Origin of the sequence: Paenibacillus sp. FSL R7-0340, from assembly GCF_038002205.1 — a bacterium.
Lineage (GTDB): Bacteria > Bacillota > Bacilli > Paenibacillales > Paenibacillaceae > Paenibacillus > Paenibacillus polymyxa_B.
Genome location: NZ_JBBOBY010000001.1, coordinates 73,122 through 89,485, shown reverse-complemented (window position 1 = coordinate 89,485; position 16,364 = coordinate 73,122). Strand labels below are relative to the sequence as shown.

The 16,364-nt window shown below is 46.3% G+C and carries 18 protein-coding genes and 1 riboswitch; of the genes, 17 read left to right on the top strand and 1 reads right to left on the bottom strand.

Annotated features, from left to right (window positions below):
- The first annotated feature begins 86 nt into the window (after nucleotides 1-86).
- The 4 genes from MKX59_RS00330 (at nucleotide 87) to rsmI (ending at nucleotide 3,013) form a co-directional block, all read left to right on the top strand.
- A complete protein-coding gene (locus tag MKX59_RS00330; protein ID WP_013308110.1) occupies nucleotides 87-887 on the top strand; it encodes a PSP1 domain-containing protein in 801 nt (266 codons plus the stop codon).
- A 27-nt stretch (nucleotides 888-914) separates the two neighbouring features.
- The gene (yabA, locus tag MKX59_RS00325; RefSeq protein ID WP_025722558.1) at nucleotides 915-1,289 is read left to right on the top strand and encodes a DNA replication initiation control protein YabA; all 375 of its coding nucleotides are present in this window, start codon (nucleotides 915-917) and stop codon (nucleotides 1,287-1,289) included.
- A gap of 90 nt (nucleotides 1,290-1,379) precedes the next feature.
- Nucleotides 1,380-2,135 (top strand): tRNA1(Val) (adenine(37)-N6)-methyltransferase, encoded by a 756-nt coding sequence (locus tag MKX59_RS00320; protein ID WP_023986426.1) that lies wholly within the window; start codon nucleotides 1,380-1,382, stop codon nucleotides 2,133-2,135.
- The gene (rsmI, locus tag MKX59_RS00315) at nucleotides 2,132-3,013 is read left to right on the top strand and encodes a 16S rRNA (cytidine(1402)-2'-O)-methyltransferase (protein ID WP_023986427.1); all 882 of its coding nucleotides are present in this window, start codon (nucleotides 2,132-2,134) and stop codon (nucleotides 3,011-3,013) included. Before MKX59_RS00320 ends, rsmI begins: the two co-directional genes overlap by 4 nt.
- Before the next feature lie 124 nt (nucleotides 3,014-3,137).
- Here the strand turns inward: rsmI and MKX59_RS00310 are convergent, their stop codons facing one another.
- Nucleotides 3,138-3,392, bottom strand: coding sequence for an AbrB/MazE/SpoVT family DNA-binding domain-containing protein (locus tag MKX59_RS00310; RefSeq protein WP_007428005.1), 255 nt, complete (start codon nucleotides 3,390-3,392; stop codon nucleotides 3,138-3,140).
- A gap of 331 nt (nucleotides 3,393-3,723) precedes the next feature.
- Between MKX59_RS00310 and MKX59_RS00305 the strand changes: the two genes are divergently transcribed.
- From MKX59_RS00305 to MKX59_RS00245, 13 genes are all read left to right on the top strand, one after another.
- Entirely contained in the window at nucleotides 3,724-5,007 is a 1,284-nt protein-coding gene (locus MKX59_RS00305; protein ID WP_023986428.1) for an HD domain-containing protein, read from the top strand.
- A 42-nt stretch (nucleotides 5,008-5,049) separates the two neighbouring features.
- Nucleotides 5,050-5,820, top strand: a complete 771-nt coding sequence (locus tag MKX59_RS00300; RefSeq protein ID WP_023986429.1) for a TatD family hydrolase — start codon at nucleotides 5,050-5,052, stop codon at nucleotides 5,818-5,820.
- 201 nt (nucleotides 5,821-6,021) lie between these two features.
- Nucleotides 6,022-6,304: riboswitch (cyclic di-AMP (ydaO/yuaA leader) on the top strand.
- 271 nt (nucleotides 6,305-6,575) lie between these two features.
- Nucleotides 6,576-7,724 carry a 3D domain-containing protein gene (locus MKX59_RS00295; protein ID WP_023986430.1) on the top strand — a complete coding sequence of 383 codons (1,149 nt, stop codon included), beginning with the start codon at nucleotides 6,576-6,578 and terminating at the stop codon, nucleotides 7,722-7,724.
- Between the two features lie 146 nt (nucleotides 7,725-7,870).
- A complete protein-coding gene (rnmV, locus tag MKX59_RS00290) occupies nucleotides 7,871-8,416 on the top strand; it encodes a ribonuclease M5 (RefSeq protein ID WP_013308117.1) in 546 nt (181 codons plus the stop codon).
- A gap of 7 nt (nucleotides 8,417-8,423) precedes the next feature.
- On the top strand, nucleotides 8,424-9,308 hold the full coding sequence (gene rsmA / locus MKX59_RS00285) for a 16S rRNA (adenine(1518)-N(6)/adenine(1519)-N(6))-dimethyltransferase RsmA (RefSeq protein ID WP_023986431.1): 885 nt from the start codon (nucleotides 8,424-8,426) through the stop codon (nucleotides 9,306-9,308).
- Nucleotides 9,309-9,363: 55 nt separating this feature from the next.
- Entirely contained in the window at nucleotides 9,364-10,260 is an 897-nt protein-coding gene (gene yabG / locus MKX59_RS00280) for a sporulation peptidase YabG (RefSeq protein WP_023986432.1), read from the top strand.
- Nucleotides 10,261-10,461: 201 nt separating this feature from the next.
- Nucleotides 10,462-10,743, top strand: a complete 282-nt coding sequence (gene veg / locus MKX59_RS00275; protein ID WP_013308120.1) for a biofilm formation stimulator Veg — start codon at nucleotides 10,462-10,464, stop codon at nucleotides 10,741-10,743.
- Nucleotides 10,744-10,905: 162 nt separating this feature from the next.
- The gene (locus MKX59_RS00270; protein WP_007428013.1) at nucleotides 10,906-11,085 is read left to right on the top strand and encodes a small, acid-soluble spore protein, alpha/beta type; all 180 of its coding nucleotides are present in this window, start codon (nucleotides 10,906-10,908) and stop codon (nucleotides 11,083-11,085) included.
- A gap of 144 nt (nucleotides 11,086-11,229) precedes the next feature.
- Nucleotides 11,230-12,084: a 4-(cytidine 5'-diphospho)-2-C-methyl-D-erythritol kinase gene (ispE, locus tag MKX59_RS00265; RefSeq protein WP_013308121.1), complete on the top strand. Its 855-nt coding sequence runs from the start codon at nucleotides 11,230-11,232 to the stop codon at nucleotides 12,082-12,084.
- Between the two features lie 181 nt (nucleotides 12,085-12,265).
- Complete coding sequence (gene purR / locus MKX59_RS00260; protein ID WP_013308122.1) at nucleotides 12,266-13,093, top strand: pur operon repressor; 828 nt, start codon at nucleotides 12,266-12,268, stop codon at nucleotides 13,091-13,093.
- A gap of 175 nt (nucleotides 13,094-13,268) precedes the next feature.
- Nucleotides 13,269-13,556, top strand: coding sequence for a septation regulator SpoVG (spoVG, locus tag MKX59_RS00255; RefSeq protein ID WP_007428016.1), 288 nt, complete (start codon nucleotides 13,269-13,271; stop codon nucleotides 13,554-13,556).
- A 345-nt stretch (nucleotides 13,557-13,901) separates the two neighbouring features.
- On the top strand, nucleotides 13,902-15,299 hold the full coding sequence (gene glmU / locus MKX59_RS00250; protein WP_080658680.1) for a bifunctional UDP-N-acetylglucosamine diphosphorylase/glucosamine-1-phosphate N-acetyltransferase GlmU: 1,398 nt from the start codon (nucleotides 13,902-13,904) through the stop codon (nucleotides 15,297-15,299).
- A 59-nt stretch (nucleotides 15,300-15,358) separates the two neighbouring features.
- Nucleotides 15,359-16,312, top strand: coding sequence for a ribose-phosphate diphosphokinase (locus MKX59_RS00245; protein WP_013308125.1), 954 nt, complete (start codon nucleotides 15,359-15,361; stop codon nucleotides 16,310-16,312).
- Nucleotides 16,313-16,364: the final 52 nt, after the last annotated feature.

Below are 16,364 nucleotides of genomic sequence, written 5' to 3'. Positions count from 1 at the left end.
TTTGTGCGACAGTGAGACTTCAATTGCGGCCATTCGTACAATGTCGGCTTCAAATGAGGTTTAGTGGCATACAAGGGGGTTAATTTTTGTATAGTGTAGTGGGTGTCCGTTTCAAGAAGGCGGGCAAGACTTATTATTTTGATCCGTTGGACCTTCCAGTGGAGAAAGAAAACTGTGTCATTGTAGAGACCGCGCGCGGTATTGAATATGGCAAGGTTGTAGTGGGCAAAAAAGAGGTAAATGATTCGGATGTTGTCCTGCCCTTAAAAAAAGTCATTCGTATTGCTGGGGATGATGATGCTCTTGTTGTAGAAGAGAATAAATTGGCGGCCAAGGATGCATTCGGCACGTGTTTAAATAAAATTAAAGACCATGGCCTTAAAATGAAGCTGGTAGATGTAGAATTTACATTTGACCGCAATAAGATCATTTTTTATTTTACGGCAGAGGGTCGGGTGGATTTTCGAGAGCTTGTAAAGGACTTGGCCAGTATTTTTCGTACACGGATCGAGCTGCGGCAGATCGGCGTACGGGATGAGGCTAAAATGCTTGGCGGAATCGGACCTTGTGGACGTATTCTGTGTTGCTCCTCATGGCTGGGGGATTTTGAGCCGGTATCTATTAAGATGGCGAAGGATCAGAGTTTGTCGCTGAATCCGACGAAGATTTCCGGGTTGTGCGGGAGATTGATGTGCTGCCTCAAGTTTGAACATGATAACTACGAAAGCATGCGAGAAGAGCTACCTCAGGTGGGTAAGATGGTTATCACCTCTTTGGGAGAAGGTAAAGTCGTAGGTGTGAATGCAGGTCATCGCACGGTGCATGTTCAACTGTTTGAGATCAGTAAGGTCAAGGAACTTCCAATGGACGATGTAGTCGTCAAGTAAACCATTAGGTTGCTTCGGGGTGGAAACTTGGATAAATTAAATGTTTTTGCGCGTATTCACGAAATGGAAACCCAAATGGGACAGTTGCATAGCGATCTGGGTGAATTGAAACTGGCAGTAAAAGAGCTGCTGGAGGAAAATCAACGACTAACGATTGAAAACGAACAGGTGCGCAAGATGCTCAAACGTGAAACCTCTGGAGAAGAAAAGACGGCAAACAAGCCGAAGCTTCCTCCTCCGATCGTCATTAAGGATGAAGGGCAAACGGGTGAGGTCGTGGGCGAAGGCTACGACAATCTAGCAAGGCTGTATCATGAAGGATTTCATATATGCAACGTGTATTACGGACATTTGCGAACGGAAGGCGATTGCCTCTTCTGTCTGTCATTTTTGAATAAATAAAAACAAGCCGTAGGAGCAAGATGCCTACGGCTTTTTTGTAAGGAAGTATGAGTGAAAAGCGATTTTGGTTATAAAAGATGGGAGAGCATTATGGACGAAAATGAAAAGAAGTCTGAACGAATTGATGATTTACTTTCACATAATTTGCGCATTATCCAAAGTGATGAAGTATTCAGCTTCTCGATGGACGCGGTCTTGCTGGCACGTTTTGCTGGTATTCCACAGCGTGGAAAGATCCTGGATCTGTGTACTGGCAATGGGGTTGTCCCGCTGTTGCTAACGACACGAACAAAAGCGTCTATTGAAGGAATTGAGATTCAACCACGCTTGGCAGATATGGCTAGACGCAGTGTCAGCTTGAATGGATTAGAAGCAGCAATTCAGATTCGGGAAGGGGACCTACGTGAGCTGGTTCACATCACGGGACATGGTGTTTATGATGCGATTACCGTGAATCCCCCCTATATGCCGCTAAATGGTAGCGATATCAAGCTGAATCCTCACCAGGCAATTGCCCGTCATGAAGTGAACTGTACACTGGAAGAAGTCATTCAGGCATCCACCCGGCTTGTCCGTAATGGGGGAAAAGTATCCATGGTTCATCGCCCGCAGCGATTGGGTGAGATTATAACCTTAATGCGTAATCATAGTCTGGAACCCAAACGAATACGTTTTGTACACCCACGAGTTCATATGGAAGCCAATATGGTACTGGTTGAAGCATTACGTGACGGCAAACCAGAGGTTCGTCTGTTGCCTCCGCTCATTGTATATCAGGAAAATGGGAATTATACTCAGGAAATAAGAGATATTTATGGAGAAGTAAGCAAGGGGGATTCTGTGTGAAAGCAGCTGTACAAAAAAGCTTTAGTACCAGCGAAGAAGAACGGGGAAAGTTGTATCTTGTTGCAACACCCATTGGGAATCTGGACGATATGACCTTTAGGGCGATTAACACCTTAAAATCATGTAGTATTATCGCTGCCGAAGATACGCGGCAGACACGCAAACTGCTCACCCATTTCGAAATTACACCGGATATGCTCTTCAGTTATCATGAACATAATAAGGCTGCCAGTGGGCCTGAACTGATACGTTATATAATAGAAGGAAAAAATTTGGCACTGGTTAGCGATGCAGGTCTACCGGCCATTTCTGACCCTGGTTCGGATCTGGTCAAGCTGGCACTGGAAGCGGAAATTAGCGTCATTCCTATCCCAGGAGCAAATGCGGCACTATCGGCTTTAATTGCCTCAGGACTGGATACAGAAAGGTTCACCTTCGCTGGCTTTCCACCACGGGAGAAAAAGGATCTAGAGAAGCTGTTGCTATCGTTTCAGGTATCTCACGGCACAATTATTTTTTATGAATCGCCTCATCGCATTGTGAAGACATTGATGGTGTTGAAGGAAACATTAGGTTCACGCAAAGTGGTGCTTGCGCGTGAGCTGACCAAGCTGCATGAGGAATGGGTTCGGGGAACCGTGGAGCAATGCCTTGCTAGACTAGAGGGAAATCCACCGATTGGTGAATATTGCCTGGTGGTTGAAGGAAAAGACGAAGAGGAAGAGGAACAGGAACGTCAGGCGTGGTGGCAGTCCTTATCTTTGGAGTCCCACGTCGCACATTACGAGGCAGAGGGACTTACACGCAAGGATGCAATGAAGCGTACAGCCACAGATCGTTCAATCTCCAAGAGAGATGTTTACAACGCACTCTTATGAATATCTGTCTAAACAAAAAAGGGCCTTCCAACGGTTGGGTTCAAACCGTGGAAGGCAACAAGGAGTATATATGAAAAAGGTTAGAATTAACAATATCTGATAAGTCTATTATATACTAAAATTCTCAGTTTGTCACAGGTGTTGGGATTTCAGAAATGCAATCTTGGCAAACAATTTTCCCTTTGAAGTAAATTACGTTCTCAGCATTGCCGCAGAAGATACAAGCAGGCTCGTATTTTTTAAGCATGATGCGTTCGCCATCAACATAAATTTCCAAAGCGTCTTTCTCTCCGATTCCCAGGGTACGACGCAATTCGATTGGAATAACAACACGTCCGAGCTCGTCAACTTTTCTTACAATACCAGTGGATTTCATCATAATAAATCAGGCTCCTCTCGCCGTTTAAAATAATATAAGTGTCATGATTCGACAAAATTTTCTCTTTTCTGATATTTACTATACCAACGATTCCCAAAACAGTCAACCTTAAAAATGTAGTAACAGTCTGATTATGCAAAAGTATTTAGATTAAAGACCTTTACTCATGTGTATTGCCTTATCTTATTGATGATTTATTCAGTTTGTCGATTTGGAAATGTCGAAAAACTATAATTCGACATATTACGACAAAGAATGTCGAATGAGGGAAAACATTTAGGATTTTATTGTATTTTAATCCATTATTCCGAATATTAAAGGAGCTGATATCTTGCACCAGCCACTCAGTGAAGAAAAAGTTTTTAAAGACCCGGTACATAATTACATCCATGTTCAGGATACTGTGATATGGCGGTTGATCAACACGCCGGAGTTCCAACGTTTACGGCGCATACGGCAGTTAGGCACATCGTATCTTACGTTTCATGGAGCGGAGCATAGCCGTTTTTCACATTCATTGGGCGTATATGAGATTACGAGACGTATTATTTCTCAATTTGAACGTGGAGATTTCCCAGATTGGCCGAAGGAGGAAAGGCTGGTTGCTCTGTGTGCGGCCCTATTGCATGATGTGGGGCATGGCCCATTTTCTCATTCAATTGAGGAAGCCTTTCATATGAACCATGAGGATTGGACATGCCGCATTGTACTGGGAGACACGAAGATCAACGCCGTGCTACGGCAAGTCGACGACAAGCTTCCACAAAAGGTGGCTGCGGTTATAGCCAAAACGTATGATAAGCCAATCGTTGTCAACTTGGTAACCAGTCCGCTAGATGCTGACCGTATGGATTATTTGTTGCGGGATGCTCATTCGACAGGTGTCAACTACGGCACAATTGATTTGGATCGTATTTTACGACTGCTACGTCCTCATAATGGGAGAATTGTTGTGAAGGAATCAGGCATGCATGCAGTAGAAGATTATTTAATGTCACGCTACCAGATGTATTGGCAAATTTATTTTCATCCTGTAACACGCAGCTCGGAAATCCTTTTACGTAAAATTTTCAAGCGAGCAAAGGAATTGTTTAAAAACGGATATGAGTTTGGTTTTCTGCTGGACCCGCTGCCGGATCTGTTGAAAGGAGAGCTTACAGTAGAGCAATATCTGATGCTCGACGAGTCATTAATCCAGACCGTATTTAGCCAGTGGAAACGAGAAAAGGACGAGATTTTAAGTGATTTGAGCAGCCGTTTTATGGACCGTAGATTGTATAAATATGTAGAGATTGAAAATATGGATACAGATACCATTGACAGTATTAGAGAAGCTTTGAAAGAGGCTGGTTTGCACCCTGAATATGATTTTGAAATTGATTTTCCGACAGATCTTCCTTATGATGTGTTTCGGCAGGGTGGCTCGACGGACAACCAGATTTTACTGCTTGGACGTCAGGGCGAGGTGAGTGAAATATCCGAAGTTTCGGAAATTGTGCGCTCAATAAGTGGTATTCACCGAGGAAAATATCATATGTATTTTCCCCAGAATAAATTGAACGCGGTAAAAGACAGGCTTCCTGCCGAAATAAGGAATTATTTTGTCAAAGAATAGACAACTATATAGAAATGTAAGTAAAAAAAGGAGATGTAAACCTTGGATTTATTCGACACTCATACTCACTTGGATGCGCCACAATTTGACGAAGATCGTGAAGAAGTTATAGCACGTGCTGTCGAATCAGGAGTAACACGGATGATCAATATCGGATTTAATCGTGAGACCATTCCATCCACTATGAAATTGGCCGAGACGTATGATTTTATTTATGCGGCAGTTGGATGGCATCCGCAGGATGCTATTACAATGCAGGAGGGCGATCTAGAATGGATTGCATCGTTATGCAGTCATAAAAAGGTTGTAGCCATCGGAGAGATCGGTCTGGATTATTATTGGGATACATCACCGAAGGATGTGCAGCATCGGGTGTTTCGAAATCAAATTGGTCTGGCTCGTGAGCTCAAAATGCCCATTGTTATCCATAACCGGGATGCACATGAAGATATTGTTAAGATTTTGCGCGAGGAAAAAGCGAGTGAGATTGGCGGAGTCATGCACTCCTTTTCGGGTAGCTGGGAAACTGCCAAAATGGTGCTGGATATGGGATTTCACCTTTCCTTCGGTGGTCCAATAACGTTCAAAAATGCCAAGCAGCCAAAAGAGGTGCTCGCACAGGTGCCGCTGGACCGTCTGCTCATTGAAACTGATGCTCCCTATCTGACGCCTCATCCGTTTCGTGGGAAGCGAAATGAGTCTGCACATGTGAGACTGGTAGCAGAGGCTGCAGCCCAAATCAAAGGGATTACAGTGGAGGAATTAGTGTCAATAACGACCCAAAATGCCCTGGAACGATTTGACATTCAATGAAAAAGTGAAGAAATCGATCAAAATAAAGAGATAGACGAAGCTAATCATGAATTTGTTGCAGGAAACTCGAGAATATTACAATATTTTAACCGAATATTTTAAAAAATGTACTTGAAACCTGCTTTACAACATGCATAGAAACAGGATATCATCTTTTCAGTGAATTGTTGTTTGAATGTAAACATCAACAAGTCATTTCATGAACCAGTCTCGCTGAGTCCCTTTTACAGGGAACGGGGGAACCGATATGGCTTACAGTACGTCCGGCATATGTGCAAGAAGGGAACGTCTCTTCCGCCAGCCGGCTCGACCGAAATTCTTTCCCCGGATGGGATTGAATAGGTGGAGGAGCCGTATTTCGATTTCTTTCTGGGTCTTCGGGGTGAATGTGAAGGCGACCGCCATGAGCGGTTGACCCAAGCTAGGGCGACTCTCTACGTCCGAACCCGACAGCTAACCCCGTAAGCGTAACAAGAGAGAAGCCATCTCGTGCATGAGTTTTCCCGCATATTCACACATGCCGGAAGCCACGAAAGAGCTCTCTAGTCTCTTTCTCTGGCTTTTTTTGTTGTGAATAAAAGAAAATCTGTCATCATACTGTGGTTAAACAGGGGAGGACAGCATGCCGCGAAGACGGGTACATGGTGCAGGACAGTCGCAGTTTGGGCTTGTCTTGTAGAAAATCTGTTATAGTCACGTCAAATCTCAACTATGTCTTACTCCAGACGGCGGGCTATGTAAGGAGGACGGAGGAAATGGGCATTTTCCAAAAAAAGGATACCCATGAGTCACGCTCATCCAGCATGTCTTACGTATTGCGTTGGAAGCAAGAGAATGTGCGCCAGGCTGCTTTGGTTGCTATTTTTCTAATCGCGCTAACGATTATGATTTCAATTCTGATGTACACGCAATCTAAAAAACAAGTCTTTTTTGTCATCGATGGCAAGGCGTCTGCGGTAGAAACCCGGGAATCCAAGCTTCAAGATTTGCTGAGCGAGCATTCCATTTCACTTCAGCCGCATGATACAGTTTCCATGCCGCTAAATGGAGCAATACAGGATGGCGATCGCGTAGTCATTAAACGTGCCAATCAAGTCAAAGTATCTTCAGGCAATGAGACGAAAAAGCTGTACACAACAGAAAATACAGTAGAAGGTGCCATTCGTACCTCGGGCTATAAATTATCATCAACGGATAAAGTTTATCCTGCGTTGGATGCCTCTGTTTCGTCTAACATGGACATAAAAATCGTCCGTGTGAAGAAACAGCAGGTCGAACAGAAAAAACAGGTGCCTTATCAGGTCATCAAAACGGCCGATCCGAGTCTTTATAAAGGCGATAATCGGGTCATTCAAAGCGGCAAATCGGGTGTGGTCGTCCAGCACGTTCAAAAGGTATATCATGATGGAAAGTTGGTATCCAAACAGCTGGTTAACAAGGAAGTTGCACAGAACCGTGTGGATAAAGTCATTGCAGTAGGAACGAAGAAAAAACCGGTCGTTCTGGCTGCTTCCGTCGGTCCCAATGATGCCGTTAAGGCAACAACGGTTAGTTCGGGCAGTGCTGTCCGTAAAGCAGGCGTCAATTTTAAATATAGCAAAGTTTTACAAAATGTCTCCATGACGGCGTATTCCTCACAGGAGCCAGGTATCGGTACACGTACTGCATCCGGCGCACGTGTCACGGAAGGACGCACCATCGCGGTCGATCCGAGTGTAATTCCAATCGGCTGGTGGGTGTATATCGAAGGGGTGGGCTTCCGCCGTGCGGAGGATACCGGTGGCGCGATTAAAGGCCACAAAATCGATGTGTATTATGAGAGTTTGAGCCGAGCCAACCAATTTGGTCGTAAGCACGGTAAAACCGTTTATGTTATCGGACCGGTAAAGCCTGAAATCAACTAAAACAGGTTGTGTATGTTGAGGGCAATGCGATAGTATTAACAACATAGTTATGCCATGCTAAGAAGAGGATATCCTCTTCTTATTTTGTTTTCAAAAGCAGGGAAAGATAAATATAGCTTGCTGTGTAGCAGTGGAGGGAAACGCAAATGATCAAGGAAGTGATCGTGGTAGAGGGCCGGGATGATACGGTGGCCATTCGCCGCGCTGTTGAAGCGGATACGATAGAAACTGGCGGCTCAGCCATTAATAAAATGACGCTGCGTAAAATTGCATTGGCGCAGGAGCGGCGGGGGGTCATCATTTTAACCGATCCCGATCATGCAGGGGAGCGCATCCGTAAGATTATCGCTTCCAAGGTACCCGGCTGCAAGCAGGCCTTTATACCCGAGGCAGAAGCGACGCGTAAAGGAGATATTGGCGTGGAGAATGCCTCACCAGAAGCGATCAGACACGCTCTTGCACGGGTCCATACGACAGTGGAAGGCGCCGACCCGCTGATTGAGTGGGCGGACCTGATTGATGCTGGACTCATCACCCACCCCAATGCTGCTGCACGCCGTATGGCCTTAGGGAATGTGCTGGGTATTGGTTATTGTAACGGAAAGCAGCTACATAAACGGCTCTCTGTATTTCAGATCAGCCGCGAGGAATTTGCCGGGGCGCTGGCACAAATTGAAAGTGAAGGATTGTGATATCCGTATGACAGGGATTCAAGATATAGCAACACCGCGGCGTACGAAGGACATTATTCAACGGCACGGTTTTTCGTTCAAAAAGAGTTTGGGACAAAATTTCCTGATTGATCAGAATATTCTCAATAAGATTGTAAATGCTGCCGGATTGGATGAGACGAAGGGCGCACTTGAGATCGGTCCTGGGATTGGTGCTTTGACCGAGAAGCTGGCCCAATCGGCCAAGGCAGTTACCGCTGTCGAGATTGACCAGCGGCTACTGCCAATTCTCGAAGAAGTGTTGGCCCCTTACGAGCATGTGAAGGTACGTCATGGAGATGTGTTGAAGCTGGATTTGCGCGAGGTGTTCGCAACCGATTTTGCAGACGTGAGCAAAGTAAGTGTCGTGGCTAATCTGCCGTACTACGTTACTACACCGATTCTGATGAGGCTGCTGGAGGACAAGCTCCCTTTGGAGAATATCGTCGTTATGATCCAAAAAGAAGTGGCTGAGCGTATGGCTGCGTCTCCTGGAACGAAGGATTACGGCAGCCTGAGCATTGCGGTGCAATATTACAGCGAACCTGAATTAGTCTGTATTGTGCCGAATACAGTATTTATTCCCCAGCCGAATGTGGAGTCTGCAGTCATCCGGTTGCGTGTACGGGAAGCCCCTCCAGTGGAAGTGGTGGATGAGAAGCATTTTTTTGAAGTGGTTCATGCTGCTTTTGCCCAGCGTCGTAAAACCATTTCCAATAACTTAAAAAGCCGTTTCTTCACCAAAGAGAACAGGGACACGCTGGAGCCGTTGTTGCAACAAGCTGGTATTGAACCCTCCCGTCGAGGAGAAACGCTAAGTATTGAGGAATTTGCGCGTCTCAGCGCTGTGCTGTTGGAGGCAGGTATATCCTAAGCTGGAACCAAACTGTGCATTCACCCATACGATATAGGAGGGGTGATACAGTGTGATGAGTTTAGGAGACTTGGTCGTTCGGAAATCGTACGGCGGAGATGTCACGTTTCGTGTTGAGGACATCCAGCGGGATAAAGCGATCATTAAGGGAATAGAATTTCGGCTGCTGGCCGATTCCCCAGTGAACGATCTGGTCAGAGTGCCTGCAGACCAGATTAGCGGTAAGACTCAGCAGGCCCATATTAAGGCTGGTGAGTCTCTTAATCTGTTGCAACGGGCACGCCAGCAGCAAGCTGCTCGTAGTCAGGCAGCTCTGGTTGGGGACTGGAGTGATCCGGTCGAGTCAACGTATTTTGAAATGCCGGGAAAGGTTCTTCATCTGGATGGAGATCCCGGCTATTTGAAAAAATGTCTCAGTTTATATGAACAGCTCCGTGTTCCTGCAGAGGGACATCACGTTCACGAATCGGCAATGGCGGACACGTTGTACCGACTGCTTCCCCGTATCCGTCCGGATATCGTGGTCATTACCGGACATGACGGTGTGCTGAAGCAGCCACAGCCTTATGATTTGTACAGCTTGAAAAGTTATAAAAATTCGCAAAATTTTGTGGCGGCGATTCAGGTAGCAAGACAATATGAACGTCATCTGGATTCGCTGACGATTGTAGCGGGGGCGTGCCAGTCCCATTTTGAAGCGTTGCTACGTGCGGGAGCGAACTTTGCCAGCTCACCAGGGCGTATCCTGATTCACGCGCTGGACCCCGTTTACGTGGCTGCCAAGGCGGCCTTTACTTCGATCCGTGATACGGTCAACATGGGGGACCTGTTTCACCAGACAATCAGTGGCAGCCGCGGAGTGGGTGGAATTGAAACTAGGGGAAGCTATCGCATCGGCCTGCCGAAGCTTGAAAATTTGTCTACGCTTAAAGTAACGCCTTCCGCAATCTAGGATTCAAATGTGCCAATAGGATTAATCTGAACAAAAAGCCTCTGCTTTCAGAGGCTTTTTGTCATTTTTTATATAAATTATTCCTGTTCGCAAAAAATTAAATTGACAACTTATTTTTCGTGTTGTTATAATATTTAGCTTGATTTGACAATCCCTCTAAAATTCGTTATAATGGACAAGGAAAGAGGTGGTCGTTAGGCAATGGCTAAAAATACGCTGTTGGAAATCAAACGCAGTCTCGACGCACATGTAGGGCAAAAAATTTTGCTGCGGGCTAACGGCGGACGCCGTAAGACCGTCGAACGAACTGGTGTCTTGGAAGAAACGTACCCTTCTGTTTTTATCGTCAAGCTGGATCAGGAGCAACAGACGTTTAAACGTGTCTCCTACAGCTATGCTGACATTCTTACCGAGTCGGTGGAAGTCAGCGTATATGATCCCGACTCCCATACAAGTGTAGTCGAATATTTTGAAACACCTTAATTAATTTCGTGATTTATACCAGCTTCGCAGGTTTAACGACGGCTTCGTCATTTCAAATGACGGGGCCGTTTTGTATATACAGAGCAGGATGAAGCATGACATCTCTGCACATACTAAGCCGGGAATGATCTTCCTTATTCCATTGCCGAAGGAGGCGTATGTATGAGCCGAAGAAGACGGAGTGTCATGTCGGAGGAGCTAAAGTACGAGCTGGCCAAAGATCTTGGATTTTACGACACGGTCAAGGAAGAAGGCTGGGGAGGCATTAAAGCCAAGGATGCGGGCAATATGGTCAAGCGGGCTATCCAACTTGCCGAGCAGGCAGCTTCCCGCAAATCGTAGCCATCGGTGGTGCTGATGAAAAGCGGGGATATCCGGGATTAGACCGGGTCATCTCCGCTTTTTTGAACCTCATGACTTGACACGCTGAGTCTGATATAATATGTTAAGCTGTCTTGAGGGAAAAGTTGAAGGTGGGTGAACGCCTTGAAAATATATGAAAAAGCACCGGCGAAAATCAATTTAATGCTTGATGTTCTACGTAAGCGGGACGATGGTTATCACGAGGTCGAAATGATTATGACCATGGTCGATCTGTCTGACCGATTGACAATGTCCGAGTTACCGCGTGATACCATTATTATTTCAAGTCAAGCCGGGTACATACCATTGGATGAAAAGAACTTGGCTTTTCAGGCTGCGCGTCTGATCAAAGAACGTTATAACGTGTCTACGGGCGTCCACATCCATCTGGATAAGCATATCCCAGTGGCGGCAGGGTTGGCAGGTGGAAGTAGTGATGCTGCCGCAGCGCTGCGTGGACTGAACAAGCTATGGAAGCTTGGCATCTCGGATGCAGAGTTAAGGGTGCTGGGTGCTGAGCTGGGCTCAGATGTACCTTTCTGTATTACAGGGGGTACAGCTTTAGCGAGCGGACGCGGAGAACTGCTCAAGCCACTTCCGAATCCGCCACAATGCTGGGTGATCCTTGCGAAGCCGCCGATTAATGTGTCGACGGCTGAAGTGTATGGTCGTGTCAAAGCAGATCAGATTACGCACCACCCGTCTGCCCGCCAGATGGAGCATGCGATCCGTAACGCTTCTTTTACCGATGTATGCAACGCGCTGGGGAATGTACTGGAGGATGTAACACTAAAGCTGTATCCAGAGGTAGAGCATCTTAAAAGCTCCATGATCCGCTTAGGAGCAGACGGTGTGCTGATGTCAGGTAGTGGACCTACGGTGTTCGGACTGGTATCGAAGGAAGCCAAAGTGCCACGGATTTACAATGGACTAAGAGGGTTCTGTAAAGATGTGTATGCAGTACGACTTTTGACCTGATTTTAGATAATTTTTTCTTATTATAGTGGTAATTGTTGTACAAATACGTACGAAGATGATATATTTACTATTAAATATTCGGATTTTACTATATCACTTACATTCCGCCAGCAACCGGCCAGTCCGCCGGTGCTTTACTGTACAAAGCGGGCGGCAGGAGAATAGATCGCGAGGAATTGTTGTGAAAAAACTTAAAAGAAGCTCACGATTGGTGGAAATGACGCAATTTTTGTTGTCACGGCCGCATACGCTGGTGCCTCTTACTCATTTTGCGGATCGCTACGGGGCAGCTAAGTCGTCCATAAGCGAGGATCTGGCCATCATCAAGGAAGTATTTGAGGATGAGGGCACTGGCGAGCTTCTGACGCTGGCGGGAGCGGCAGGGGGCGTCAAACTGATCCCAAGGCTTTCCAAGCAGCATGCGCTTGCGTTTGCGAACGACCTGTGTGCACAACTGGAGCAGCCTGACCGCATATTACCAGGAGGATACCTGTATTTGTCCGATTTGCTGGGCCAACCTGCGATGATGAACGAAGCTGGTAAAATATTCGCGACCGCTTTTGCCAATCGTCAGATTGATGTGGTTATGACGGTGGAGACCAAGGGTATTCCACTTGCCTATGCAACCGGAGCACAGCTGAATTTGCCAGTCGTTCTCGTACGGCGTGATCATCAGGTGACAGAAGGCTCGGCTGTAAGTATTAATTATGTTTCAGGATCACAAAAGAGCCTGCATACGATGTCTTTATCCAGACGTGCAATGCGTGAGAAATCGCGTGTGCTCATTGTAGATGATTTTATGAAGGCCGGTGGCACGATTCAGGGGATGGTCGACTTGTTGGCTGAGTTCGATGCTGAGGTGGCCGGTGTAGGTGTGCTGGTAGAATCAGGCGAGGTGGAGAACGAAGAGCGCCTGCTGCACGATTATATTTCACTGGCGAATCTGACCGCAGTCGATTCTCGAAGCAAGCAAATTACAGTCAAGCTGGGCAATTATTTTGATGAGTGAACAGGGCAGTAAATTGTCACAATCCATCATAAAATACCTAAATATGTCGAAAAGAAATCTTTTCAAAAAAATTACCTGAATTTAGGATACGAATTGCCGAAAAAAAGAAGGATTTCGAACTGCTGTGTGGAATGTATACACCAAGTCCTATTTGGAAAAAGGTGGTGAAACACACATGCAGATTACGGATGTTAGACTCCGCCGAGTGAACTCAGAAGGAAGAATGAAGGCGATTGCATCCATTACGATTGATAATGAGTTTGTTGTTCATGACATCCGAGTTATCGACGGTAATAACGGGATGTTCGTAGCTATGCCAAGCAAACGAACTCCAGACGGAGAGTTTCGCGATATCGCTCACCCGATATCTTCAGGAACCCGTGAGAAGATCCAAGCTGCTGTATTGACTGAGTACGAACGTGCAGCTGTGGATGAAGAAGTTGCTATTGAAGAAGGCGCTTAATTCGCCTAAAGCAGGATTGGGGTACAAAAGAAAAAGAGAGCCACTAACTGTGGCTCTCTTTTCTTTTTGTCTGGAATGAGATATATTCTTTAGTGAGTTAACAGTCAGTTTTAAGGCAACTTGGAGCCATCCGGGCTGCCGAAGCGGCTTTTTCATAAGACAGGGACTAGGCAGCGATGCGTCCCGGGGATGAATGTCCAGCACAAGCTGGCCTGAAAAAATAGCCATTAACCAAAGGTTCGCCGTTATTTTTCAGGAGGATTGTGAAAAGTTAAGCAAAATCTGATCTGGGAATTAACGTTTTAGCCAAGGGGTAACTGTTATTTTCAGGATAGGAGGTTGGACTTGTTGGAAAGGTTGGCAGTCATTCTTGCCGCAGGGCAGGGAAAACGTATGAAATCCAAATTATATAAAGTTCTGCATCCGGTGTGCGGAAAACCGATGGTCGGGCATGTGCTCGACACGGTTCGTGAAATCGGTGTGTCCCGAAGTGTAGTCGTCGTGGGTCATGGAGCAGAGGCGGTACAGTCTTATTTGGGACCGTCGGCAGAATATGCGCTTCAGGCAGAGCAGTTGGGAACGGGCCATGCTGTCAAGCAAGCCAAGGACTTGCTCGGTCAGGAAAAAGGTACAACCATTGTCATTTGTGGGGATACTCCTTTGATCACAGCGGAAACGCTAGAGGGCTTGGTGCAACTGCACGAGAGCCGTGGGGCGGCTGCGACGATTCTGACCGCTGAGTTGGACGACCCGAAAGGATATGGACGAGTTATCCGTGATGCTTCCGGGGCCGTGCTCAAGATCGTGGAACAGAAAGATTGTTCACCTGAGGAAGATGCTGTCCGGGAGATCAATACGGGAACGTACTGCTTTGACAATGCCAAGCTGTTTGCAGCGCTGGACAAGGTAACGAACACCAATGCACAGCAGGAATATTATCTGACAGATGTCATTGGTATTTTGCATGGTGAAGGTGAGCAGGTTGAAGCGTATTTGACAGATGATGTGTCTGAATCCATCGGTGTTAACGACAGAGTCGCTTTGTCGGTAGCTGAGGGCTATATGCGTGAGCGCATCGTCCGCAAGCATATGCTGAATGGTGTCACTGTCATTGATCCGTCTTCTACCTATATCGGGAGCGAGGTTGTTATTGGTTCCGATACGGTACTGTACCCGAACACATGGCTGCATGGTCAAACACAAATCGGAGAAGATTGTGTGATTGGTCCACAGGCTGAGATTCAGAATACGATTATCCATTCAGGCGCAACGGTAAAACATTCGGTGTTGAACGAAGCGGAAGTGGGAAGCAGTACATCTGTGGGGCCGTTTGCTTATCTGCGTCCAGGCGCGAAGCTTGGCGAACATGTGAAAATTGGTGATTTTGTTGAGGTGAAAAATGCGACCATTGGAGATCATTCCAAGGTGTCTCATTTGAGCTATGTCGGTGATGCCAAGGTGGGTACAAACGTAAATATTGGCTGCGGGGCAATAACGGTCAATTATGATGGATATAATAAATCTATTACAGAAATTGAAGACGATGCCTTTATTGGCAGCAACGTGAATCTGATCGCCCCGATTAAGATTGGAAAAGGTGCTTATGTTGTAGCAGGCTCCACTGTAACACATGCTGTCCCTGATAACGATCTGGCCATTGCCAGACCACGTCAAGAGAACAAAGCCGGATATGCGGACAAAATCCGCGCACGTGCCAAAGCGAAGAAGAAAAGATCGGAATGATCTTAATCAGCAAGCTGTTGAATCTGTAATGAATGAACCAGCACGGAGGGTTTCTATTAATGACTTATTGCGATTCCAAACTCAAAATATTTACTTGTAACTCCAATCCGAAGTTAGCCCACCAGATTGCGGACTACATCGGCATCCCAATGGGGGAATCCCATACCACATCGTTTAGTGACGGTGAAATCCAGGTTAAGCTGTCGGAAAGCGTACGCGGCTGCCATGTGTATATTGTGCAGTCAACTTGTCTGCCGGTTAACGACAACTTGATGGAGTTATTGGTTATGATTGATGCACTTAAACGCGCTTCTGCCAAAAGTATCAATGTCGTTATGCCATATTACGGTTACGCTCGTCAGGATCGTAAAGCTCGTTCACGCGATCCGATTACAGCGAAACTTGTCGCTAACTTGATTGAAAAAGCGGGAGCTCACCGCGTGATCAGCATGGATTTGCATGCGATGCAGATTCAGGGATTCTTTGATATTCCAGTGGACCATATGCTGGGAGCGCCAATTCTGGCCCAATATTTCCGTTCCAAGCAAATTGAGAACCCGATTGTCGTTTCACCCGATCATGGCGGGGTTGTTCGTGCGCGTAAGCTGGCGGACTTCCTGAGTGCGCCGCTCGCTATTATTGATAAGCGTCGTCCAGAGCCAAATGTCAGTGAAGTGATGAACATCATCGGGAACATTGAGGGTAAAACGGCTATTTTAATTGATGATATCATTGATACAGCCGGAACGATTGTATTAGGGGCAAATGCGCTTAAAGAAGGCGGCGTAAAAGATGTGTATGCATGTTGTACACATGCTGTGCTTTCTGGTCCTGCGATGGAAAGACTGGAGAATTCGCCATTAAAAGAGGTGGTTGTGACGGATACGATCCCGATCGTTCACCCGAATCCGACAAGCAAGCTGAAGGTGTTGTCTGTGGCTCCATTAATGGGAGAAGCTATCATCCGTGTGCATGAAGAATTGTCGATCAGCAAACTGTTTGAAATCGAATAAGCGCTGGCTCATTAAAAAAGGGGTTGCCTTTTCCATATGGAAAAGGTAACCC

Excerpts from the sequence above, each read along its gene's own strand:
- MKX59_RS00320 (WP_023986426.1), top strand. The coding sequence starts at position 1,380 with ATGGACGAAAATGAAAAGAAGTCTGAACGAATTGATGATTTACTTTCA.
- MKX59_RS00310 (WP_007428005.1), bottom strand. The coding sequence starts at position 3,392 with ATGATGAAATCCACTGGTATTGTAAGAAAAGTTGACGAGCTCGGACGT.
- MKX59_RS00295 (WP_023986430.1), top strand. The coding sequence starts at position 6,576 with ATGGGCATTTTCCAAAAAAAGGATACCCATGAGTCACGCTCATCCAGC.
- rnmV (WP_013308117.1), top strand. The coding sequence starts at position 7,871 with ATGATCAAGGAAGTGATCGTGGTAGAGGGCCGGGATGATACGGTGGCC.
- rsmA (WP_023986431.1), top strand. The coding sequence starts at position 8,424 with ATGACAGGGATTCAAGATATAGCAACACCGCGGCGTACGAAGGACATT.
- yabG (WP_023986432.1), top strand. The coding sequence starts at position 9,364 with ATGAGTTTAGGAGACTTGGTCGTTCGGAAATCGTACGGCGGAGATGTC.
- veg (WP_013308120.1), top strand. The coding sequence starts at position 10,462 with ATGGCTAAAAATACGCTGTTGGAAATCAAACGCAGTCTCGACGCACAT.
- MKX59_RS00270 (WP_007428013.1), top strand. The coding sequence starts at position 10,906 with ATGAGCCGAAGAAGACGGAGTGTCATGTCGGAGGAGCTAAAGTACGAG.
- spoVG (WP_007428016.1), top strand. The coding sequence starts at position 13,269 with ATGCAGATTACGGATGTTAGACTCCGCCGAGTGAACTCAGAAGGAAGA.
- MKX59_RS00245 (WP_013308125.1), top strand. The coding sequence starts at position 15,359 with ATGACTTATTGCGATTCCAAACTCAAAATATTTACTTGTAACTCCAAT.